Annotated in this window: 20 protein-coding genes; 17 read left to right on the top strand and 3 right to left on the bottom strand. The window is 57.1% G+C overall.

Annotated elements, in window-relative coordinates; genetic code table 11:
- The 7 genes from QMG27_RS11490 to QMG27_RS11460 all read left to right on the top strand — a co-directional run bounded on the left by QMG27_RS11490 (position 1) and on the right by QMG27_RS11460 (position 5715).
- Entirely contained in the window at positions 1-666 is a 666-nt protein-coding gene (locus QMG27_RS11490) for an SDR family oxidoreductase (RefSeq protein WP_281811452.1), read from the top strand.
- Between the two features lie 36 nt (positions 667-702).
- Positions 703-1833 carry an acyl-CoA dehydrogenase family protein gene (locus QMG27_RS11485; protein WP_281811451.1) on the top strand — a complete coding sequence of 377 codons (1131 nt, stop codon included), beginning with the start codon at positions 703-705 and terminating at the stop codon, positions 1831-1833.
- Positions 1833-2246: a YchJ family metal-binding protein gene (locus QMG27_RS11480; RefSeq protein WP_281811449.1), complete on the top strand. Its 414-nt coding sequence runs from the start codon at positions 1833-1835 to the stop codon at positions 2244-2246. The genes QMG27_RS11485 and QMG27_RS11480 overlap by 1 nt, the downstream gene beginning before the upstream one ends.
- A gap of 10 nt (positions 2247-2256) precedes the next feature.
- Positions 2257-2907 carry an HAD family phosphatase gene (locus QMG27_RS11475; protein ID WP_281811447.1) on the top strand — a complete coding sequence of 217 codons (651 nt, stop codon included), beginning with the start codon at positions 2257-2259 and terminating at the stop codon, positions 2905-2907.
- 312 nt (positions 2908-3219) lie between these two features.
- Positions 3220-3984, top strand: a complete 765-nt coding sequence (locus tag QMG27_RS11470; protein WP_281811445.1) for a glucose 1-dehydrogenase — start codon at positions 3220-3222, stop codon at positions 3982-3984.
- A 5-nt stretch (positions 3985-3989) separates the two neighbouring features.
- The gene (locus QMG27_RS11465) at positions 3990-5015 is read left to right on the top strand and encodes an AraC family transcriptional regulator (protein WP_281811443.1); all 1026 of its coding nucleotides are present in this window, start codon (positions 3990-3992) and stop codon (positions 5013-5015) included.
- Between the two features lie 10 nt (positions 5016-5025).
- Complete coding sequence (locus tag QMG27_RS11460) at positions 5026-5715, top strand: epimerase (RefSeq protein WP_281811442.1); 690 nt, start codon at positions 5026-5028, stop codon at positions 5713-5715.
- A gap of 401 nt (positions 5716-6116) precedes the next feature.
- Here the strand turns inward: QMG27_RS11460 and QMG27_RS11455 are convergent, their stop codons facing one another.
- Positions 6117-7130 (bottom strand): AraC family transcriptional regulator, encoded by a 1014-nt coding sequence (locus tag QMG27_RS11455; RefSeq protein WP_281811440.1) that lies wholly within the window; start codon positions 7128-7130, stop codon positions 6117-6119.
- A 118-nt stretch (positions 7131-7248) separates the two neighbouring features.
- Between QMG27_RS11455 and QMG27_RS11450 the strand changes: the two genes are divergently transcribed.
- The 8 genes from QMG27_RS11450 to QMG27_RS11415 are packed head-to-tail and all read left to right on the top strand — an operon-like array spanning position 7249 to position 16052.
- A complete protein-coding gene (locus tag QMG27_RS11450; RefSeq protein ID WP_281811438.1) occupies positions 7249-8856 on the top strand; it encodes a carboxyl transferase domain-containing protein in 1608 nt (535 codons plus the stop codon).
- Positions 8857-8868: 12 nt separating this feature from the next.
- Positions 8869-9663 carry an enoyl-CoA hydratase/isomerase family protein gene (locus QMG27_RS11445; protein ID WP_281811436.1) on the top strand — a complete coding sequence of 265 codons (795 nt, stop codon included), beginning with the start codon at positions 8869-8871 and terminating at the stop codon, positions 9661-9663.
- Between the two features lie 21 nt (positions 9664-9684).
- Positions 9685-11709 carry an acetyl/propionyl/methylcrotonyl-CoA carboxylase subunit alpha gene (locus QMG27_RS11440; RefSeq protein WP_281811434.1) on the top strand — a complete coding sequence of 675 codons (2025 nt, stop codon included), beginning with the start codon at positions 9685-9687 and terminating at the stop codon, positions 11707-11709.
- Positions 11710-11711: 2 nt separating this feature from the next.
- Positions 11712-12626 carry a hydroxymethylglutaryl-CoA lyase gene (locus QMG27_RS11435; protein WP_281811432.1) on the top strand — a complete coding sequence of 305 codons (915 nt, stop codon included), beginning with the start codon at positions 11712-11714 and terminating at the stop codon, positions 12624-12626.
- A 29-nt stretch (positions 12627-12655) separates the two neighbouring features.
- Positions 12656-12919 (top strand): DUF1289 domain-containing protein, encoded by a 264-nt coding sequence (locus QMG27_RS11430; protein WP_281811430.1) that lies wholly within the window; start codon positions 12656-12658, stop codon positions 12917-12919.
- Positions 12916-13548: a 2-hydroxychromene-2-carboxylate isomerase gene (locus QMG27_RS11425; RefSeq protein ID WP_281811428.1), complete on the top strand. Its 633-nt coding sequence runs from the start codon at positions 12916-12918 to the stop codon at positions 13546-13548. Before QMG27_RS11430 ends, QMG27_RS11425 begins: the two co-directional genes overlap by 4 nt.
- Positions 13549-13575: 27 nt before the next feature.
- Positions 13576-15396: a DUF294 nucleotidyltransferase-like domain-containing protein gene (locus QMG27_RS11420; RefSeq protein ID WP_281811426.1), complete on the top strand. Its 1821-nt coding sequence runs from the start codon at positions 13576-13578 to the stop codon at positions 15394-15396.
- On the top strand, positions 15396-16052 hold the full coding sequence (locus QMG27_RS11415) for a 3'-5' exonuclease (RefSeq protein ID WP_281811424.1): 657 nt from the start codon (positions 15396-15398) through the stop codon (positions 16050-16052). Before QMG27_RS11420 ends, QMG27_RS11415 begins: the two co-directional genes overlap by 1 nt.
- 308 nt (positions 16053-16360) lie before the next feature.
- Here QMG27_RS11415 and QMG27_RS11410 read toward each other — a convergent pair whose 3' ends face one another.
- Positions 16361-18154 (bottom strand): cation acetate symporter, encoded by a 1794-nt coding sequence (locus tag QMG27_RS11410; RefSeq protein ID WP_281811421.1) that lies wholly within the window; start codon positions 18152-18154, stop codon positions 16361-16363.
- Positions 18151-18459 (bottom strand): DUF485 domain-containing protein, encoded by a 309-nt coding sequence (locus QMG27_RS11405; RefSeq protein ID WP_281811419.1) that lies wholly within the window; start codon positions 18457-18459, stop codon positions 18151-18153. Before QMG27_RS11405 ends, QMG27_RS11410 begins: the two co-directional genes overlap by 4 nt.
- Before the next feature lie 316 nt (positions 18460-18775).
- Between QMG27_RS11405 and QMG27_RS11400 the strand changes: the two genes are divergently transcribed.
- Positions 18776-20434, top strand: a complete 1659-nt coding sequence (locus QMG27_RS11400; protein ID WP_281811417.1) for an MFS transporter — start codon at positions 18776-18778, stop codon at positions 20432-20434.
- A gap of 84 nt (positions 20435-20518) precedes the next feature.
- Positions 20519-20701, top strand: coding sequence for a hypothetical protein (locus QMG27_RS11395; protein WP_281811415.1), 183 nt, complete (start codon positions 20519-20521; stop codon positions 20699-20701).
- Positions 20702-20776: the final 75 nt, after the last annotated feature.

Below are 20776 nucleotides of genomic sequence, written 5' to 3'. Positions count from 1 at the left end.
ATGCACACCGCCCTCGTCATCGGCGCGTCACGTGGCATTGGCCTAGAGCTGGTGCGTCAGTACCTCGCTGAGGGCTGGCGCGTCATTGCCACCGCGCGTGACGAGGCCGGCTTGGCCTTGCTCAAAAGTTTGGGCGCCCAAGCCTTGCGCGTGGATGTGGCCAGCCCCATGAGCGTGAGCGGCCTCGACTGGATGCTCGATGGCGAAAAAATTGACGTCGCTTTGTATGTGGCTGGCGTCATCGACCACGCCAGCATCGACGCGGCGCCCACGCAGCAAGCCTTTGACCGCGTGATGCACACCAACGTCATGGGCGCCATGATGGCCTTGCCGCAAATCGCCACCAAGGTGGAAGACGCCAACGGCGTGCTGGCCTTTGTCAGCAGCGTCATGGGCAGCTTGCAAGGCACACGCAGCAGCGATGCGGCGCTGTACCGCATCAGCAAAGCCGCGCTCAACATGGTGGTGCGCACCGCACAACCCGCTTACCCCAAAGCGCGCATCGTGGCGCTGCACCCCGGCTGGGTGCAAACCGACATGGGCGGGGCCAATGCCACGCTCACCGTCGAGCAGTCGGTCACGGGCATACGCCACACGCTCGCGCATCTCACGCCCGAACACGCGGGCCAGTTTTTGTCTTTTGACGGCAGCACCATTGCGTGGTGAGGCTGCTTACCCCTTTACTTTAAAACGGACACAGCCATGTTGCTCACCCCCGACCAAACCATGATTCGAGACGCCGTGCGCGACTTTGCCCAGCAAGAAATTTGGCCCCATGCCGCGCAGTGGGATAAAGACAGCACCTTCCCGCACGAGGTGCACAAAGGCTTGGCCGCGCTTGGCGCCTACGGCATTTGTGTGCCCGAAGAGTTGGGTGGCGCAGGCTTGGACTACCTCACCCTCGCCTTGGTGTTGGAAGAAATCGCCGCAGGAGACGGCGGCGTGAGCACCGCCATCAGCGTGACCAACTGCCCTGTGAACGCCATCCTCATGCGCTACGGCAACGACGCGCAGAAAAAGAAATGGCTCACCGAACTCGCGCAAGGCCACATGCTTGGCGCGTTCTGTTTGACCGAGCCACACGTCGGCTCTGACGCTTCTGCGTTGCGCACCACCGCCACCAAAGAGGGTGACGAATACGTCATCAACGGTGTGAAGCAATTCATCACCAGCGGCAAAAACGGCCATGTGGCTATCGTCATCGCCGTGACCGACAAAGGCGCGGGCAAGAAAGGCATGAGCGCTTTCATCGTGCCCACCAACGCACCCGGCTACCACGTGGCCCGTTTGGAAGACAAGCTCGGCCAACACAGCAGCGACACCGCGCAAATCAACTTTGACAACTGCCGCATCCCTGCCGAAAACCTGATTGGCGCAGAGGGCGAGGGCTACAAAATTGCCCTGTCTGCTTTGGAAGGCGGGCGCATTGGCATTGCCGCGCAAAGCATTGGCATGGCCCGCAGCGCGTTTGACGTGGCCTTGCAATACAGCAAAGACCGTGTGAGCTTTGGCACTGCCATCTTCAACCACCAAGCCGTGGGCTTTCGCTTGGCCGAGTGCGCCACGCAACTCGAAGCCGCACGTCAACTCATGTACCACGCCGCCACCTTGCGCGACGCGGGCTTGCCCTGCTTGAAAGAAGCCGCCATGGCCAAACTCTTTGCCAGCGAAACGGCCGAGAAAGTGTGCAGCGTTGCCATTCAAACCTTGGGTGGCTACGGCGTGGTGAGCGACTTCCCCGTGGAGCGCATCTACCGCGATGTGCGCGTGTGCCAAATTTACGAAGGCACCAGCGACGTGCAAAAAATCATCATCCAACGCGCGTTGGCTTGATGGCGCACATGAGCGCCTCAGCAGCTTGCCCCTGCGGGCGCGTGGATGCCAAGAAACGCCCAGCAGCCTACGCCGATTGCTGTGGCCGTTATGTCGACCACTTCGGCGATGCGCCCGCGCCCGATGCCGAGCACCTCATGCGCTCGCGCTACAGCGCCTTTGTGTTGGAACGTGCCGACTATCTTCTGACCACCTGGCACCCCAGCACACGCCCCGCGTCGCTTGACTTTGATGAAGCCACCAAATGGTTAGGGCTAGAGGTGCGTGAACACAAGGCCACGGGTGCAGACACCGCCGAGGTGGATTTTGTTGCTCGCTACCGTGTGCAAGGCAAAGCCGTGCGCCTGCAAGAGCGCAGCCGCTTTGTGCGTGAAGACGGGCGTTGGTACTACGTGGATGGCGATCAGTCCTGATAATCCGCGCATGACATTTGAAGCTGTTTTGTTTGATTGCGATGGCGTGCTGGTTGACAGCGAAGCCATCACCTGCGGTGCGCTGCGCGACATGCTCGAAGAAAACGGCTGGCGCTTGAGCTTGGCCGAATGCATGGCGCAGTTTGTGGGCCACACCGTGCGCAGCCGCGCCGACCTGATTGAGCGCCACACCGGCAAGCCACTCACCGACGCGTTCATGGATGAGTTTTACCGCCGCCGCAACATCCGCCTAGAAAACGAAATCACCCTCATCGACGGCGCACTCGAAGCCGTGCAGTACTGGCACGCGCAGTGCGAGGGGCGCATTGCCGTGGCCTCGGGCGCAGACCGCTACAAGGTTGAGATGATGTTGCAGCGCGTGGGCTTGGCCGAACTGTTCAAAGGTCGCATCTTCAGCGGCCACGAAACCCCGCGCAGCAAACCCTTCCCCGATGTGTACCTGGCTGCCGCCGCGCATTTGCAAGCCGACCCCACGCGTTGCTTGGTGGTCGAAGACACGCCCATCGGCGTGGCAGCTGGTGTAGCCGCCGGTGCCACGGTGTGGGGCTATGCGCCTGCGGGGGCGAATCCTGAGGTGTTGCGTGAGGCGGGGGCGGTGCATGTGTTTGAGCGAATGCGTGCGTTTCGTTTGAACGCGTAACGATTTAAGGTGGAACAGGTAGCGGTGAATGAGGACGTCGCCACTTCGACAGCTTTCACCCATAGTTATTGATGGATCGCGGATCCACCAGTTGCTCTCTTAGCTACCCTTTATAGAACTCAGAACGAGCCAAGTCCGAATCTCACTCATGCTGGCTGGACGGCCTAGTAACTTCGGTTCAAGCAAGTGGCCGAGTCCTTGGTTGGCGTATTTCGAATATGATTTGGCGTGATCTGAATATGACCCATGCCATCGAACTCCTAGACTTCTTACATCCGAGAACTTCACTCGGTCTATAAAAAGGAGTCTGAAATGTCCAATCAAGTAGCCCTGATTACTGGCGGTGCCACTGGCATCGGCAAGGCCGTCGCCCTCAAACTGGCCACCAAAGGCGTCACTGTCATCATGAGCGGTCGTCGTGCCGAAGTTGGCAAGGCTGCCGTCGCCGAGGTTTCCGCTGCGGCCCGCAACGGTGCGCAAGTTCGCTTCGTGCAAAACGACGTGGCCGATGAAGCCGCGGTCAAGACGATGATTGACAGCATCGTGGCTGAGTTCGGTCGCCTGGACATGGCGGTCAATAACGCTGGCGTGTCCAACGAGACTGGCACTCTTGTGCAGTCGAGCAGTGACAACTACCGTGAGATGGTCGAGACCAACATCATGGGCGTGTACTTCAGCATGAAACACGAACTCGTTCAGATGGTTAAACAAGGTGGCGGCGCTATCGTCAACTTGGCCTCCATCGCCGGTCTGAATGGCATTGCCTGGAGTGCTCCGTACGCTTCTACCAAGCACGCAGTGGTGGGGCTGACCAAGTCGTCTGCGCTGGATCACGCGACCCAAGGCATACGAATCAACGGTGTTGCTCCTGGTGCCATCAAGACTGACATCATCGCCGTCCAGCTCGGCGGAGGTGACCCCAACTACAACGAAAAAAGCATCTCAGCGATGCACCCCATGAATCGCCTGGGCCGCCCCGAAGAAGTCGCCAATGCCATCTGCTGGCTGCTGTCGGAAGAAGCCAGCTTCGTCACCGGTCATATTCTTAACGTGGATGGCGGCTTCCAAGCGAAGTAAGGACAATGAATAGCACCGTTCCAGACAAGTTGAATATTCCGGCCACGCTGTGGGAGGGCCTCAAGCGGGCCGGGGTTGACCGTGCAGAGGTCATTCGACGCGCGAACCTGCCTCTGAGCGTGCTGAGGGACGACGCGCCAATTTCCACGACGCAGTTCTTCGCCCTATGGCGGGCCATCGAAACTGTTAGCCAAGACTCGACCATTGGCCTTCGCATCGCAACGGGTCTGGACGGTGCGGTGATGCCTCTCGCTTTTGTTGCGGCACAGCACGCCCGGACGTTCCGCGACGCACTGAGTCGGGTTGCTCGTTTCAAGCGGTTGTGTGCACCTGAAGACGTTTCGGTCAAAGATGTTGCTGACTACAGTGAGCTCGTCATCCGGTGGCCTCATGGAGATTCAGAAACTGCTCCGCGTTCGTTAGTTGATGCAACGATGGCGTCGTTCATGGAACTGGGACGCAGAGGAACAGGTGAGCGCATCGCACCTCTGTCCCTAGAGTTCGCTCGTCCGGCTGCGTCAAGGTCTGCACTTGAGCGGTACTTCAGATGTGACATCAAATTCGACACGAAGGTCGACCGCATTGCGTTCCGACGAGAAGACCTCGACAAGCTTTTCATCACGCACAACAAGGAACTGATCGATGTTCTTGCGCCGGAACTGGACAGGCGCCTTGAACATCATGGAGCGTCTGATTCTGTGGCGGAGCAGACCAAGTGGGTTTTGCGACGTCGTTTGACAGCCGGTCGCCCGGATATTCGCTCGGTAGCCGCTGAGCTTGCGATGAGCGAACGCTCTCTACAACGCCGCCTGACTGATGAAGGCGTCAGCTTTCAAACATTGGTGAGTCAGACCCGACATCAGATGGCACTCGAGCATCTGGCAGATAACTCACTCACGCTGATCGAAATTGCCTATCTGCTGGGCTACGAAGACCAGAACTCATTCTTCCGTGCCTTCAGGCAATGGGAGAACCAAACCCCTTCCGATTGGCGTGATGCACACACTGCCCTCGGCCACACGGATAACTAGGCGAGTCAACATGCGCGTTCTGATATTTGGAGCTTCAGGGATGGTAGGTGGTGGCGTACTGCGAGCGTGCCTTCGTGCGCCCGATGTCGAAAAAGTGGTCTCGGTTGGCCGTACAGCACTTGCTATGACTCATGCCAAGCTTATTCAATCCGTGCGGCCCAACTTTGCAATCGACCCGTCCACTATCTTGGACGATGAACTGTGTGGTGTGGATGCCTGTTTTTATTGCTTGGGCGTGTCGTCATCCGGTATGACGGAAGAACAGTACACCGCCGTGACCTACCGATTGACGCTGTTGATAGCGGAGCGCTTGGCCAATCTGAGTCCCAACGCCACGTTCGTGTACGTTTCTGGCGCCGGCGCTGATAGCAGCGAGCAAGGTAATTCCATGTGGGCACGCGTGCGAGGCAAGACTGAGAACGCACTCCTTCGCCTCCCCTTCAAACGCGTGCACGCAATCAGGCCCGCTGTTATCCAGCCGCTGAACAATCAAGTTTCGAAAACGGATTCGTACCGTGTCTTCTACAAGGTGTTTGGTCCGTTGCTCACGGTCGGCAGAAAGCTGTTCCCATCGCATGTGCTTAGCACCGAGGTCATCGGCCAAGCGATGCTACAGATTGCTCGCCATGGCGCATATGTACCTGTGCTCGACTCGCCTGCTATCTACGCTGTGTCTCTCTCAAAGGCTGAGCTGCGCTAGAGCGACAGCCCTCCCTTTGACAAAACGGAGGCAGCAGACTTAAGAAAAAGGATCAAGAATTTAGCGAGCCGCAGATCGCTTCCGCCGTATTGCAGAAGTCCGAATTCGTCGCCTGAAAGCCGCCATTGAACAACGACTGCTCTTGGTCGAGTGCGGCTATGAAAAAGAAGCGCACGATCGTGTTCTGACTGTTATCAGCGTGGGGCGTGCGCAAAGAGTTGTGGGTGACAGCTACCGAATAACGAAAGAAATAAAAAAACCGTGCACAAGGTCCGGTTCTTATTTGTGCGTCGCAACAAGCGGCAATCAGTGGCCCAAAACCCCCGACGCGCCGTAGCCTGTTTCTGAGCGCACTTGTTGTGCGGCAAAGGCTTCGCTTTGTTGAGCATGTCTAAGGACGGTTAGCCCTTTCGCAGGGCGTCAGGCGTTTGATCGGTCCAAGTGCGAAACGCGCGCATAAAGCTTTTGTCGTTGGCAAAGCCCACCTCGGCAGCAATTTGCTTGATGGGCTTTTTGGTTTTGAGCAGCAAGTGCATGGCGCGTTCGCGGCGCACGCTGTCTTTGAGTTCTTGCAGGCTTGCGCCCTCGTCTTGCAGCTGGCGGTGCAGGGTGCGCGGCGACATGTGCAGCAGGGCGGCCAAGTCGTCGGCGTTGCGCGTGGCTTGCGGGTGTTCGGCCAAGGCTTGGCGCACTTTTTCTACTAGCAAGCGGTCACGCCGATAAGGCCTAACGGTCAAGAGCAGGGCGCGTTGCAACATGCGTTGTAGCGCGGCTTCGTCACGACGCACGGGCAGTTGCAAATAGCCCGCATCAAAACGGATGCGGCTCAGCGACGCATCAAACTGCGTTGGCCCGTCAAACAACACGCGGTAGCTGGCGTGGTGCGGCGGCGCGGCAAAGTGCAGCTCGGTTTGCAAGAGGTCAATGCGCGAGTCGGTGAGCCAGCAGGCCACGCCCAGCGCATTGCGCAACACCGACACGGTGCAAAACTCACGCAGGTCGCCAAGGTTGTGCTGTTCGTGCAGCTCAATGCTGGCGGCGTGTTTGTCGGTGGTGAGGTGCAGGGCAATGTCGTCGGTCAGCAGGTTGTGGTGGCGACACCAGCGCTGCATGGCCACGCCCAGCGTGGGCGCGGTGAGGCTGGCGCGCACCAGCATGCCGTAGCTGCCCCAAGGCAGGCGACGGCGAAACCAGCCAAGCGCTTCGTCGTCGAGCTCGCGCATGGCGGCTTCGCTCATCCACTCCATTTGCAGGGCGGTCACGCGGGCGTTGGCGCTTTTGAGTTGGCTTGGCGTGATTTGTGCCTTGCGCAAGGCGGCAGTGGGGTCAAGCCCGCGTTGGGTGTAAGCCTTCACCATGGCGCGTATGAACGCCATCGGGGTTTCGGCTCGGGTGGGGCGATTGGGGTTTGCCATAGGTGGCGTTATTTTGGCAGGATTTGCAACCCGTGTGGCATGTGTGATGTGGCGCGTGCACCTATGCTTGTTGGCAATCTTTGCGCTAGATGCCGCAATGCCAACCAAGGAAAACACGATGACTGTTTTGCAAACCCAACTCAACGCACGCTCTGCCGACTTCTTGGCCAATGCCGCTGCCATGCAGCAGGTGGTCGACGATTTGCGCCTGCACCTAGAACGCATGGCCCAAGGCGGTGGCGAAGCCGCTCGCGCCAAACACACGGCACGCGGCAAGTTGCTGCCCCGCGACCGCGTGCAAATGCTGCTCGACCCCGGCACGCCGTTTTTAGAAGTGGCCCCACTCGCTGCGCTCAATATGTACAACAACGACGCGCCTTGTGCGGGCGTCATCGCTGGCATTGGCCGCGTGAGCGGTGTGGACTGCATGATCGTGTGCAACGACGCCACGGTGAAGGGCGGCACGTATTACCCCATGACGGTGAAAAAGCATTTGCGTGCGCAAGAAATCGCGCAGCAAAACCGCTTGCCTTGCATTTACTTGGTCGACTCGGGCGGTGCCAACTTGCCCAACCAAGACGAGGTGTTCCCCGACCGTGACCACTTTGGCCGCATCTTCTTCAACCAAGCGAACATGAGCGCGCAAGGCATTGCGCAAATCGCGGTGGTGATGGGCAGCTGCACTGCTGGCGGTGCCTATGTGCCGGCCATGAGCGACGAGACCATCATCGTGAAAAACCAAGGCACCATCTTCTTGGGTGGCCCACCTTTGGTGAAGGCCGCCACTGGCGAGGTGGTGAGCGCCGAAGACTTGGGCGGTGGCGATGTGCACACCCGCCTCTCAGGCGTGGCCGACCACTTGGCACAAAACGATTTGCACGCTTTGTCTTTAGCGCGTCAGGCGGTGAAAAACCTCAACGCACACAAAGCCCCCAACATTGCCACGCACGCGCCCGTGCCACCCAAGTACGACGCCAAAGAGTTGTACGGCGTCATCCCCACCGACACACGCAAACCCTTTGATGTGCGCGAGATCATTGCGCGCATCGTCGATGGCTCTGAGTTTGACGAGTTCAAAGCTCGCTTTGGCACCACGCTGGTGTGCGGCTTTGCCCGCATCGAAGGCATGCCCGTGGGAATCATTGCCAACAACGGCATTTTGTTTTCCGAGTCGGCATTGAAGGGCGCGCACTTCATCGAGCTGTGCTGCCAGCGCAAAACGCCACTCGTGTTTTTGCAAAACATCACCGGCTTCATGGTCGGGCGCAAGTATGAAAACGAAGGCATCGCTCGCAACGGCGCCAAGATGGTCACCGCCGTGGCCACAGCGGCTGTGCCCAAGTTCACCGTCATCATTGGCGGCAGTTTTGGCGCAGGCAACTACGGCATGTGCGGCCGTGCATTTGCGCCGCGCTTTTTGTGGATGTGGCCCAACGCCCGCATCAGCGTCATGGGTGGCGAGCAGGCCGCGAGTGTGTTGGCCACGGTCAAGCGCGATGGCATTGAAGCCAAAGGTGGTCAGTGGAGCGCCGAGGAAGAAGACGCTTTCAAGGCGCCCATTCGCCAACAGTACGAACACCAAGGCCACCCCTATTTCGCCACCGCACGCCTGTGGGACGACGGCGTGATTGATCCTGCCGACACACGCCGTGTCTTGGCTTTGGGTTTGAGTGCTTCTCTGAACGCGCCCATTCCTGAGACCAAGTTTGGTTTGTTCCGCATGTGATGGGTGATTGACATGACAACCCCATCTCATACTGCGCTGACCATTGCCGACCACGGCGCGGTGCGCACCATCACCCTCAGCCGCCCCGATGTGCGCAACGCCTTCAACGACGAAGTCATTGCCGAGTTGAAAGCCGCTTTCACCGACGCAGGCCAAGCAGCCGATGTGCGCTGCGTGGTGTTGGCCGCCGAAGGCCCCGCTTTTTGCGCAGGCGCTGACCTGAACTGGATGCGCCGCATGGCCGACTACACGCGCGACGAAAACCTTGCCGACGCAGGCCAGCTCGCTGCCATGTTGCGTGCGATTTACGAATGCCCCAAACCCACCATCGCCCGCGTGCAAGGCGATGTGTTTGCTGGAGGTGTGGGCTTGGTCGCCGCTTGCGACATGGCTGTGAGTGTGGACACCGCCACCTATTGTTTGAGCGAGGTGAAACTCGGGCTCATCCCCGCCACCATCAGTCCCTACGTCATTCGCGCGATGGGCGCACGTGCTTCGCACCGTTACTTTTTAACCGCCGAGCGTTTCAGCGCGGCAGAGGCGCACCGCATTGGTTTGGTTCACGAGGTGGTGGCTGCTGACGCGCTGGACGCCAAAGTGGCTGAGCTCACCAGCACTTTGGTGAGTGCCAGCCCCAACGCTGTGCGTGCCTGCAAACGCTTGGTGCAAGACGTGGCCGAGCGCGAAATTGACGACGCCTTGGTGGCGCACACCGTGGCGGGCATTGCCGACATTCGTTCAAGTGCTGAAGGCAAAGAGGGTGTGCAGTCCTTCTTGCAAAAACGCAAGCCTTCGTGGTTGCTGTGACAGGTGAATTGGAGTTTCAAGATGTTTAAAAAAATCCTCATTGCCAACCGTGGCGAAATCGCCTGCCGTGTCGCCGCAACCGCGAAGCGCATGGGCATCAAAACCGTGGCCGTGTATTCGGACGCCGACGCGCAAGCCAAGCATGTGCAGGTCTGCGACGAAGCTGTGCACATTGGCGGAAGCGCACCCAAAGACAGCTACTTGCGTTGGGAGCGCATTTTGCAAGCCGCCAAAGACACCGGCGCGCAAGCGGTGCACCCAGGCTATGGCTTTTTGAGCGAGAACGAAGACTTTGCCAAAGCGTGTGCCGCCGCAGGTTTGGTGTTCATTGGTCCACCTGCCTCTGCCATTTTGGCGATGGGCTTGAAGGCCGAATCCAAACAGCTCATGGAAAAGGCAGGCGTGCCCTTGGTGCCCGGCTACCACGCCGCCGACCAAGACCCTGCGCTGTTGCAACGCGAAGCCGACCGCATTGGCTACCCCGCGCTCATCAAAGCCAGCGCGGGTGGCGGTGGCAAAGGCATGCGCGTGGTCAACAGCAGCGCCGAATTTGCCGACGCGTTGGCCAGTTGCAAACGCGAAGCCATCAACAGCTTTGGCGACGATGCGGTGTTGATTGAAAAATACGTGCAACGCCCACGCCACATTGAGATTCAAGTGTTTGGCGACACGCACGGCAACTGCGTCTATTTGTTTGAACGCGATTGCTCGGTGCAACGCCGCCACCAAAAGGTGCTGGAAGAAGCACCCGCACCCGGCATGACCGAAGCCTTACGAAAGCAAATGGGCGAAGCTGCCGTGGCCGCCGCCAAAGCGGTGAACTACGTGGGCGCGGGTACGGTGGAATTCATCGTCGAACAAACGGCGTATGACAAGCCCGAGAGCATGAAGTTTTATTTCATGGAGATGAACACGCGCTTGCAAGTGGAGCATCCCGTGACTGAAGCGATCACTGGCCTCGACTTGGTGGAGTGGCAACTGCGCGTGGCCAGCGGCGAACCGCTGCCTTTGCAGCAAAGCGATTTGCGCATTCACGGCCACGCCATTGAAGCGCGCATTTGTGCCGAGAACCCCGACAACAACTTTTTGCCTGCCACCGGCACGTTGGCGGTGTATCGCAAACCTGCGTGCAGCAGTTTTGAAATCAGCGATGTGCGCGTGGACGACGGCGTGCGCGAAGGCGACAGCATCAGCCCGTTTTACGACTCGATGGTGGCCAAGCTCATCGTGCACGGCGACACGCGCGAGCAAGCGCTGGCGCGTTTGGACGAGGCCCTGTCGCAAACTCGCATCGTGGGCTTGACCACCAATGTGCAGTTTTTGCGCCACATCATTCGCACCGATTCGTTTGCCACAGCCAAGCTCGACACTGCGTTGATTCAGCGGGAAGACAAAGCCTTATTCGGTCAAGAAGCCGTGGGCTTGCCACTGGCTGCTGCCTCGGTGGTGGCGCACACCTTGCATCAAGAGCAGGCTCAAGTGGGCCATGATCCGTTCAGCCAACGCGATGGCTGGCGCGCCTATGGCGTGGCCACGCGTGCGTTTGGGTTTGACTTTCACGGCGCGAGCTACTCTGCCGTGTTGAGCTACTTGCACGACGGCGTGTTGCAACTCGCCGTGGGCGAAGGTGACGATGCCGTGAGCGGCACATTGGTATGGCGCGCCGAGGCCGATGCCTTGCATGTGAGCTTTGCCGACCACACGGCCCGCGTACAGGTGTTCATCGAAGCGCAAGCCCACGAAGACGTGGCCCATGTGTTTGCCCCGCAAGGTGCCACACGCATCACCGTGGTGGATGCACTGGCCTACGCGGGCGAAACCCAAGAGGCCGGTGGCCGTTTGACTGCGCCCATGCCAGGCAAGGTGGTGTCGTTTGCGGTTGCTGCAGGTGACAAAGTCAAGGCCGGTCAGCCGCTGGCAGTCATGGAAGCGATGAAAATGGAGCACACCATTGCCGCCCCTGCGGATGGTGAAGTGTTAGAACTGCTCTATGCGCCGGGTGACCAAGTGGCCGAAGGTGCAGAGCTTTTGAAATTGAAAGTGTGACCATGTTGACCTCTTTGCCGCATCGTGTGCGTTTGATTGATGTGGGCCCGCGCGACGGCCTGCAAAACGAAAAGCAGCCTGTGCCTGCCGCCGTTAAGGTGGAACTGGTGCACCGCTTGCAAGCGGCGGGGCTGAAAGAAATTGAAGTCACCAGTTTTGTCAGCCCCAAGTGGGTGCCGCAAATGGCAGACAACGCCGAGGTCATGGCGGGGCTGCATCGCCAGCCTGGCGTGAGCTACTCGGTGCTCACGCCCAATTTGCAAGGCTTTGAGGCAGCGCTGAAAACCAAGCCCGATGAGATTGTGGTGTTTGGCGCGGCCAGCGAAGCGTTTAGTCAAAAGAACATCAACTGCTCGATTGCCGAAAGCATTGAACGCTTTGCCCCGGTGGTCAAAGCGGCACGCGACGCAGGCATTGCCGTGCGGGGCGCCATGAGCTGCACGGTGGGTTGCCCGTATGAGGGCGACATTGCCCCTGAGCGTGTGAGCTACTTGGCAGGTTTGATGAAAAGCATAGGCGTGCAGCGCGTGGACGTGGCCGACACCATTGGCGTGGGCACGCCGCGCAAGGTGCAAGCAGCCATCGAAGCCACGCTCAAGCACTACGCGCTCAACGATGTGTCGGGCCACTTTCACGACACCTATGGCCAAGCGCTGAGTAACACCTTTGCTGCTTTGCAAATGGGCGTGTGGAATTTCCAATCGTCGGTCGCTGGCTTGGGGGGCTGCCCCTACGCCAAAGGTGCCACAGGTAATGTGGCCACTGAAGACGTGGTGTACCTGATGCAAGGCTTAGGCATCGAAACGGGCATTGACCTGGATAAGTTGATTGATGCGGGCGTGTTCATCAGCGAGGCCTTGGGCCGCCAGCCCAATTCCCTCGTGTCACGCGCGGTTTTGAACAAGCGCGCGGCCTGAGGCTGGGTGTTCGCTGACAATGTCAATCCATGTGTGGAAGCGAACTCACCCCTAAACCTCAAGGACTTACACCTTCGGATCTGCGCTTGCAAGCGCAGGCCAAGCGTGTGTTGCAAAGCGCCGATGCGCCACCGTCGCCGTGCATCTCGGTTTGTCGCATGTCGGATGACACCACTTACTGTGAAGGTTGCTGGCGCTCGTTAGACGAAATCGCTGGTTGGGCGCAACGCAATCCCGACGAGAAACGCGCCGTGTGGCAGCAGATTGAAGAACGTTTGGAGACGCATGCATGAAAACCATCACCTGCTACCTCGATTTCATTTCGCCTTACGCCTACCTCGCATTTGAAGCTTTGCCACAAAGCTTGATGGGCGTGAGCCACCGCATGGTTTACAAGCCGGTGTTGTTTGCCGCCATGCTCAAGCACCACGGTCAGCTCGGCCCCGCCGAGATCGCTGGCAAGCGCGAGTGGACATATCGCCAAGTGGTGTGGCAGGCCAAGCAGTTGGGTGTGACATTGGACATGCCGCACGCGCACCCGTTTAACCCTCTGGCACTGCTGCGCTTGGCAGTGGCCTGCAGCACAAACGGCGAACCTAACCGTTATGTGTGCGAAACCATCTTCAAGCATGTGTGGCACGGCAGTGCGGCAGCTGACGATGCCACGCGCTTGCAAGCCCTCACGCAACAACTGGCACCTGTGCGCTCGGCCGATGCGGCAGAAGTGAAAGACCAGCTCAAAGCCAATACCGAAGAAGCCATTGCCCGCGGTGCGTTCGGCGTCCCTACGTTTTACGTAGATGACAAAGTGTTTTGGGGGCTAGATTCTTTACCCATGTTGCGCGCTTACCTTGATGGAGATCAATGGTTTGACACGGCTTGGCATAGCGCTGCAAGCATTCAGCAAGGCATCAAGCGTTGAATCGAGAGATTGCTCTGACAATGCCTTATGCCCAACGCTTTTAATTTCTCTGCTTCTCCGTTTGACTGCTTAACACCCGACCAACAACGCTTGGTACGTGACAGTGTGGACGTGGTGTACTACCCCGAGGGTGAGGCTATTTTGGATGTGGGCGCCGTGCCCACCCATTTGTTTGTCATCATCAAAGGCTTTGTCACGCAGTACGACGGTGACGAAGTCATCACCACCTACGGCCCCGACGATACCTTTGACGGGCGCGGACTGGTTGCAGGCAAGAGCAGCAATAAATTTGTGGCACAAGAAGAGGTGGTGGCCTATCAGCTGGCTCGCCAAACCGTGACCGACTTGATTGCTGACAACGCCACCTTTGGGGCCTTGCTGTTTTCGGACTTGAGTAACAAACTCACGGCGTTGTCTCAGCGGCAGAGTCAGCACGAGTTGCAATCGCTCACACTCTCTCGTGTGGACGAGGCGTTTGTTCGCCCCGCGCATTTTGTGAGCATGGATTCTGATGTTGTTTCTGCGGTGCAGGTCATGCAAATTCAACGCACGAAATGTGTGTTGGTCCGCGACACAGCCACATCACCTGAACGTTTGGGAATGTTTACGTCATCGACGTTACAGCGTGCCATTTTGAACGGCACGCCGTTGAACCAGCAGCGCGTGAGTGAGCTGGCGAATTTTCAAATCATCAGCGTGCGCCCAGATGCCCAGGTAGGTGATGCTTTGGCGATGTTGCAGCGCCATCGTGTGCATCGACTGGTGGTGATGGATGATGCACAAGTGGTGGGGGTGCTAGAAGCGTTGGACCTCTTTAGCTTCTTGTCGAATCATTCGCACCTCATCACCGTGCAAGTGGAGGCGGCGACTGACATTGAGGGCTTGGCACAGGCTGCCACACAAATCACACGCATGGTGACAACGCTGTATCGCAGCGGGACGCGTGTGAGCTTGATTGCCCGCTTGGTGCAAGATTTGAACGCGCGTTTGTTTGAGCGTGCATGGCAAATCATTGCGCCACCCGATTTGGTGGCCAACAGTTGTTTGTTTGTGATGGGCAGCGAGGGGCGTGGTGAGCAATTGCTCAAGACCGATCAAGACAATGGATTGATCCTGCGCGATGGGTACACGCCGCCCGACAACCTTGAGGCGTTGTGCCAACAGTTCTCGCAGGCGCTGTCCGCTTTTGGTTACCCCGAATGCCCCGGGCACATCATGGTCAGCAACCCCATGTGGCGTAAAACAGCATATGACTTTGGCCAGATGGTGAAGCAATGGTTGCTGATGCCAACTGCAGACAGTTTGATGAACCTTGCCATCTTTTTAGACGCGCACCCTGTGTGCGGTGATGCCCACTTGTTGCAAGACACACAACAGGTGTTGATGCGCATCGCCACAGACAACGACGCCATGCTGGCGCGTTTTGCTGCGGCCATTGATGCATTCGGCAATAGCCAAGGCTGGTGGAATCGCTTGCTTGGCTTGGACGATCAACAAGGTCTGCACCTGAAGAAAGAGGGCATCTTCCCCTTGGTGCATGGTGTGCGCAGCTTGGCATTGGCCGAGCATTTGCACGAAACAAGCACCACTGCGCGCATCGATGCCTTGGTCATGCGTCACGTTCTTACCCCAGCACTGGGGGCTGAGTTGACGCAAAGTTTGCACTTCCTCATTGGGCTCAAACTTAAAGCAGGCGTGACCGAAATAGAAACACAACGCGAGGTGTCGGGCTTGGTGAACGTGGCCAAGCTCTCCACCTTAGAGCGTGATTTGCTCAAAGACGCCTTGGGTGTGGTCAAGCATTTCAAAGGCTTGCTGCGTAGTCGATTCAAACTTGACTCCCTCTGATGCAGTCGCTGATCTCTCCTAAAAAATGGTGGCGCAGGCTCAAGCGCGGGTGGTTGATTTATCACTTGGGCTTGCCCGAGTTTCGTTTCATGTTTGATCGGCCACCCCCCAATGAATGGGTGTCGCTCGATTGCGAAACCACAGGTCTGAATGTCGGCACGGACGAAATCATCTCCATTGGAGCGGTGCGCATTGTGGGCAACAAGATCATGACCAGCGAACGCTTTGAAGTGCTTGTACGCCCTGAGCGCGGTGTGTCGGCGGACAGCGTGCGCATTCACCGCTTGCGCGAGCAAGATGTGGCCCAAGGCTTGCCAGCGGATGAAGCGATGAAGCAACTCATGCGTTTCATTGGCAGCCGTCCTTTGGTGGGGTACTTTTTAGAGTTTGATGTGGCCATGCTCAACAAAGCCATTTGGCCGTTGTTGGGGCAAGGATTGCCGCAAGAAAAAATCGAAGTCTCGGCGATGTACTACGACTATAAATTTCGCCAGATGCTGCCGTATGAGCAACAAACCAACCCCAACATCGATTTACGTTTTGCGACCTTGATGTCAGATTTGGATTTGCCAGTGCGTGAGGCGCATGATGCGTTGAATGATGCGGTGATGGCTGCTATGGCCTTCATCAAGTTGCGTCAATTGCGCGGCGCTTGATTTTTTAACTCCCCTTCGTTGGCACGCGAGGTGAGGTAGGCGAACACGGCTTACATCGCTGCGCGACGAATGGCGCCGTATTCGCCTACCTCACCTCGCTTCGCATCGTAATAAGCCCACCTGAATTCCGAAACGTGTGAGGGGCATACAGATGCGGCGCCATTCGTCGCGAAGCGATGTAAGCCGCGTCTGTATGCCCCTCACACGTCTATGCCAACGAGACAGCCATACGCTCATAAAAAAACCGAGCACGCATGCTCGGTTTTTTAGAGTGCTGAGCCCCGAAGAGCTCAGCAGACGCAGAGGGCTTAGTGACCCGATGCGCCAGCAGCACCGTAGCCAGTTTCCGAACGCACTTGTTGTGCGGCGAAATCGGCACGCTCTTTCTTGGCTTGCTCGCTGTTGTCCAAGATGGAGAACAACCACACGCCCACGAAACCAATGGTCATCGAGAACAGAGCTGGAGAGCTGTACTGGAACCAGGCCGAGCCTTTGGGGTAGCCGAGAGTGGCTTCCCACACAGCAGGCGACACCACGGTCAGGCCAACAGAAGAGATCAGGCCCAAGAAGCCACCGATGACGGCGCCCTTGGTCGTGCAATCTTTCCACAGCACAGACATGAACAACACGGGGAAGTTAGCCGACGCAGCAATCGCGAAAGCCAAGGCCACCATGAAGGCGATGTTTTGCTTCTCGAAGGCAATGCCCAAGACCACAGCGATCACGCCCAAGGCCAAAGTGGTGATGCGAGATACGCGCAGTTCAGAAGCGCTGTCAGCTTTACCTTCTTTGAACACAGTGGCGTACAGGTCGTGAGACACAGCAGAGGCGCCAGACAGAGTCAAGCCAGCCACCACAGCCAAGATGGTTGCGAAAGCCACGGCAGAGATGAAGCCGAAGAACACGTCGCCGCCCACAGCCTTAGCCACCAGCACAGCAGCCATGTTGGCGCCACCGGCTTTGAGTTGAGCGTTCAGGTCGGGGTCAGTCATCACCAAGGTGATAGCGCCGAAGCCGATGATGAAGATCAACACGTAGAAGTAGCCAATCCATGTGGTTGCCCAGAACACAGATTTACGAGCTTCTTTGGCATCAGGTACCGTGAAGAAGCGCATCAAGATGTGTGGCAAACCAGCTGTACCGAACATCAAAGCCATACCGAAAGAAATGGCAGAGATGGGGTCCTTGATGAAGCCGCCAGGGCCCATGATGGACAAGCCCACTTTGGCAGCGTCTGTGGCATTGGCTTTTTCCAATGCAGCAGATGCAGCGGCAGCGGCTTCGGGTGTGGCTGCAGCAGCAGCTGATGCGGTGGCTGCTGCAATGGCAGCTTCCTTGGCAACGCCAGCAACAGCAGTCTTGACTTCAACGCCTTTGGCAAACAGGGCTTCAGGGCTGAAACCGAATTGCGCCAAGACCATGAAAGCCATGAAGGTCACACCAGCCAACAACATGATGGCTTTGATGATTTGCACCCATGTCGTAGCAGTCATACCGCCGAACAACACGTACACCATCATCAATGCACCCACGAGCACCACAGCAACCCAGTAGTCCAAACCGAACAACAGTTTGATGAGTGAGCCTGCGCCAACCATTTGAGCGATCAAATAGAAGGCCACCACCACCAACGTGCCAGAGGCAGCGAAGGCGCGGATGGGGGTTTGCTTGAAGCGGTAGCCAGCGACGTCAGCAAAGGTGAACTTGCCGAGGTTACGCAGACGTTCAGCCATCAAGAAAGTGATGACGGGCCAGCCCACCAAGAAGCCGATGGAGTAGATCAAGCCGTCATAGCCGTTGGCCATCACAGCAGCAGAAATACCCAAGAACGAAGCGGCAGACATGTAGTCGCCCGCAATCGCCAAGCCGTTTTGGAAGCCAGTGATGCCACCGCCAGCGGTGTAGAAGTCAGCAGCCGATTTGGTTTTCGCCGCGGCCCACTTGGTGATACCCAAGGTGGCAATCACGAACGCGCCGAACATGATGATGGCGGTCCAGTTGGTCGCTTGCTTGGTGGTTTGACCTAAGTCACCACCGGCTGCGAATGCTGTGCCTGCAGCCAGCGCCAAGACGGCGGCTAAGAGTGTGGAGATTTTTTTCATTTGGTAGCGTCCTCCAAGATTTCCTTGGTCAACGTGTCGTATTCGCTGTTCGCGCGGCTGACGTAAATGCCAGTGATCACGATCGTGAAGATGATCACGCCCATGCCCAATGGAATGCCAAGCGTTGTCACGCCAGCACCGGTGGGTTGTGCGAGGAAAGGTTTGTTAAAGGCAATCAATGCGATGTAGCCGTAGTACACGACCAACATCAACACTGTGAGGAACCAGCCAAAGCCGCTGCGCTTGGCACGCAGTTCTAGGTACTTTGGGTGGCTCTGGATCTTGCTGATCACTGGATCACTCATTGTTTATCTCCCGAATGGGTTATTTAAGAAACGCAAGAAGGACGAATCCTTCATTGACCAAGTCATTGTGTGAATAGGTACTGACCAAGTACTTACGTAAGCACCTGTGGAAAACCCTAGTCTGAACGTTTGTTTCACTGATATCTCAACATTCCGAGGGATTACCTGTACGCTTTGTGGCGAATGACGCTGTGCTTTTTGTCAAAGCATCAACAAGGGTTGTGTGGTTGTCAGAAAACGGTCAGCGAGTACACAGATAGTCGCCGCACAGCTGTCGACTAGCAGCTGCAATTCAAAGTCTAAGGAGACAAAAACTATGGCAACACTAGACGTGAACCGACCGATGTCGGCAGAAGAGAAGAAGGTGATCTTTGCCTCTTCGCTGGGTACGGTCTTTGAGTGGTACGACTTCTATCTGTATGGCTCGCTTGCTGCGATCATTGCGAAGCAATTCTTTAGCGGCTTGGATGAAGGCTCTGCGTTCATCTTCGCGTTGCTCGCTTTCGCTGCTGGCTTCATCGTGCGTCCTTTCGGTGCGATCTTCTTCGGCCGCTTGGGTGACATGATTGGCCGCAAGTACACCTTCTTGGTGACCATCCTGATCATGGGTTTGTCCACGTTCATCGTGGGTATCTTGCCGAACTACGCCAGCATTGGTGTGGCTGCACCTGTGATCCTGATCTGTTTGCGTTTGCTGCAAGGTCTGGCGCTGGGCGGTGAGTATGGCGGTGCTGCCACGTACGTGGCTGAGCACGCACCTCACGACAAGCGCGGTGCTTACACCTCATGGATTCAAACCACAGCGACTCTTGGCTTGTTCCTGTCGCTCATGGTGATCTTGGGGACCCGCACAGTGATTGGCGAAGAAGCCTTTGCTGATTGGGGTTGGCGTGTGCCGTTCATTGTGTCGATCGCTTTGTTGGCTGTGTCGGTCTACATTCGTTTGTCGATGAATGAGTCGCCTGCCTTCCAGAAAATGAAATCGGAGGGCAAGACGTCGAAAGCGCCATTGACGGAATCATTTGGTCAATGGAAAAACTTGAAGGTCGTGATTTTGGCGCTCATTGGTTTGACTGCGGGTCAAGCTGTGGTGTGGTACTCAGGTCAGTTTTATGCCTTGTTCTTCTTGACGCAAGCCTTGAAGGTCGACGGTGCTACCGCCAATATTTTGGTGGCTGTATCGTTGCTGATCGGTACACCTTTCTTCATCGTGTTTGGCGCTTTGTCCGACAAGATTGGTCGCAAGCCCATCATCATGTTGGGTTGTTTGTTGGCTGTGTTGACTTACTTCCCTGTGTTTGAAGCACTGACCAAGGCTGCAAACCCAGACTTGTACGCTGCACAACAAAAGAACAAGGTCGTTGTGACTGCTGATGCTGCTGAGTGCTCATTCCAGTTCAACCCTACAGGTACTGTGAAGTTCACTAGCTCATGCGATATCGCTAAGCAAGTGTTGGCTTCTAGCTCTGTGAGTTATGAAAACGCCGTAGGCACAGCCGGCACTCCTGCCACCATCAAAATCGGTGAAACAGAAATTGCCAGCTACAGCTCTAAAGGCTTGCCAGCTGACGAAGCCAAAGCTAAGGCCGCTGAGTTCAAGAAGGCTGTTTCCGATGCGTTGAAAGAAGCCGGCTACCCAGCTAAAGCTGATCCAGCGAAAGTGGACAAAGTCAAGATCACCATCATCCTCACTTACTTGGTGATTTTGGTGACCATGGTGTACGGTCCTATCGCTGCGATGTTGGTGGAAATGTTCCCCACACGCATCCGTTACACATCCATGTCTTTGCCTTATCACATCGGTAACGGCTGGTTCGGCGGCTTGCTGCCCACCACCGCTTTTGCGATCGTGGCGCAGACTGGCAATATGTACAACGGCTTGTGGTATCCCATCATCATTGCAGGCATGACGTTTGTTATCGGCATGCTCTTTGTGAAGGAAACCAAGGACGTCGACATCTACGCCGACGACTAAGCCTGTCAGCCACCTAGGGCAACCTAGGTGCTACATTCGAGCCCTCCTTCGTGGAGGGCTTTTTACTGATTTCGGAGAGATGAGATGTTGAAAATATTTGTAGGATTTGTGATCTTCGCGGCGCTCGCCATTTTTGTGATCATGAAGGGTGGCGACAGTCTAGACATGGGCGGTGAGAAGCACGGCGCAGATGCTGTGCACGCACCTACTGAAGCCGCTTCGGGTGCTGCGTCGGCGGCCTCTGCAGACGCTTCTGCTGCCAAGTAATTTTTCGTTACTTCGCTTGTCAAAACGCCACGGCTGGTCCGTGGCGTTTTGCTTTGTAGCAGCAGATGAATGCTT

Origin of the sequence: Limnohabitans sp. MORI2 (genome assembly GCF_027925025.1) — a bacterium.
In the GTDB taxonomy this organism is placed as follows: Bacteria; Pseudomonadota; Gammaproteobacteria; order Burkholderiales; family Burkholderiaceae_C; genus Limnohabitans.
Note: the sequence above shows the minus strand (reverse complement) of the source record. Positions and strands in the feature narration are given on the sequence as shown.

Excerpts from the sequence above, each read along its gene's own strand:
- QMG27_RS11480 (WP_281811449.1), top strand. The coding sequence starts at position 1,833 with ATGGCGCACATGAGCGCCTCAGCAGCTTGCCCCTGCGGGCGCGTGGAT.
- QMG27_RS11475 (WP_281811447.1), top strand. The coding sequence starts at position 2,257 with ATGACATTTGAAGCTGTTTTGTTTGATTGCGATGGCGTGCTGGTTGAC.
- QMG27_RS11395 (WP_281811415.1), top strand. The coding sequence starts at position 20,519 with ATGTTGAAAATATTTGTAGGATTTGTGATCTTCGCGGCGCTCGCCATT.
- QMG27_RS11410 (WP_281811421.1), bottom strand. The coding sequence starts at position 18,154 with ATGAAAAAAATCTCCACACTCTTAGCCGCCGTCTTGGCGCTGGCTGCA.
- QMG27_RS11465 (WP_281811443.1), top strand. The coding sequence starts at position 3,990 with ATGAATAGCACCGTTCCAGACAAGTTGAATATTCCGGCCACGCTGTGG.
- QMG27_RS11425 (WP_281811428.1), top strand. The coding sequence starts at position 12,916 with ATGAAAACCATCACCTGCTACCTCGATTTCATTTCGCCTTACGCCTAC.
- QMG27_RS11450 (WP_281811438.1), top strand. The coding sequence starts at position 7,249 with ATGACTGTTTTGCAAACCCAACTCAACGCACGCTCTGCCGACTTCTTG.
- QMG27_RS11490 (WP_281811452.1), top strand. The coding sequence starts at position 1 with ATGCACACCGCCCTCGTCATCGGCGCGTCACGTGGCATTGGCCTAGAG.
- QMG27_RS11430 (WP_281811430.1), top strand. The coding sequence starts at position 12,656 with ATGTGTGGAAGCGAACTCACCCCTAAACCTCAAGGACTTACACCTTCG.
- QMG27_RS11445 (WP_281811436.1), top strand. The coding sequence starts at position 8,869 with ATGACAACCCCATCTCATACTGCGCTGACCATTGCCGACCACGGCGCG.
- QMG27_RS11415 (WP_281811424.1), top strand. The coding sequence starts at position 15,396 with ATGCAGTCGCTGATCTCTCCTAAAAAATGGTGGCGCAGGCTCAAGCGC.
- QMG27_RS11485 (WP_281811451.1), top strand. The coding sequence starts at position 703 with ATGTTGCTCACCCCCGACCAAACCATGATTCGAGACGCCGTGCGCGAC.
- QMG27_RS11460 (WP_281811442.1), top strand. The coding sequence starts at position 5,026 with ATGCGCGTTCTGATATTTGGAGCTTCAGGGATGGTAGGTGGTGGCGTA.
- QMG27_RS11400 (WP_281811417.1), top strand. The coding sequence starts at position 18,776 with ATGGCAACACTAGACGTGAACCGACCGATGTCGGCAGAAGAGAAGAAG.
- QMG27_RS11470 (WP_281811445.1), top strand. The coding sequence starts at position 3,220 with ATGTCCAATCAAGTAGCCCTGATTACTGGCGGTGCCACTGGCATCGGC.
- QMG27_RS11405 (WP_281811419.1), bottom strand. The coding sequence starts at position 18,459 with ATGAGTGATCCAGTGATCAGCAAGATCCAGAGCCACCCAAAGTACCTA.
- QMG27_RS11420 (WP_281811426.1), top strand. The coding sequence starts at position 13,576 with ATGCCCAACGCTTTTAATTTCTCTGCTTCTCCGTTTGACTGCTTAACA.
- QMG27_RS11435 (WP_281811432.1), top strand. The coding sequence starts at position 11,712 with ATGTTGACCTCTTTGCCGCATCGTGTGCGTTTGATTGATGTGGGCCCG.
- QMG27_RS11455 (WP_281811440.1), bottom strand. The coding sequence starts at position 7,130 with ATGGCAAACCCCAATCGCCCCACCCGAGCCGAAACCCCGATGGCGTTC.
- QMG27_RS11440 (WP_281811434.1), top strand. The coding sequence starts at position 9,685 with ATGTTTAAAAAAATCCTCATTGCCAACCGTGGCGAAATCGCCTGCCGT.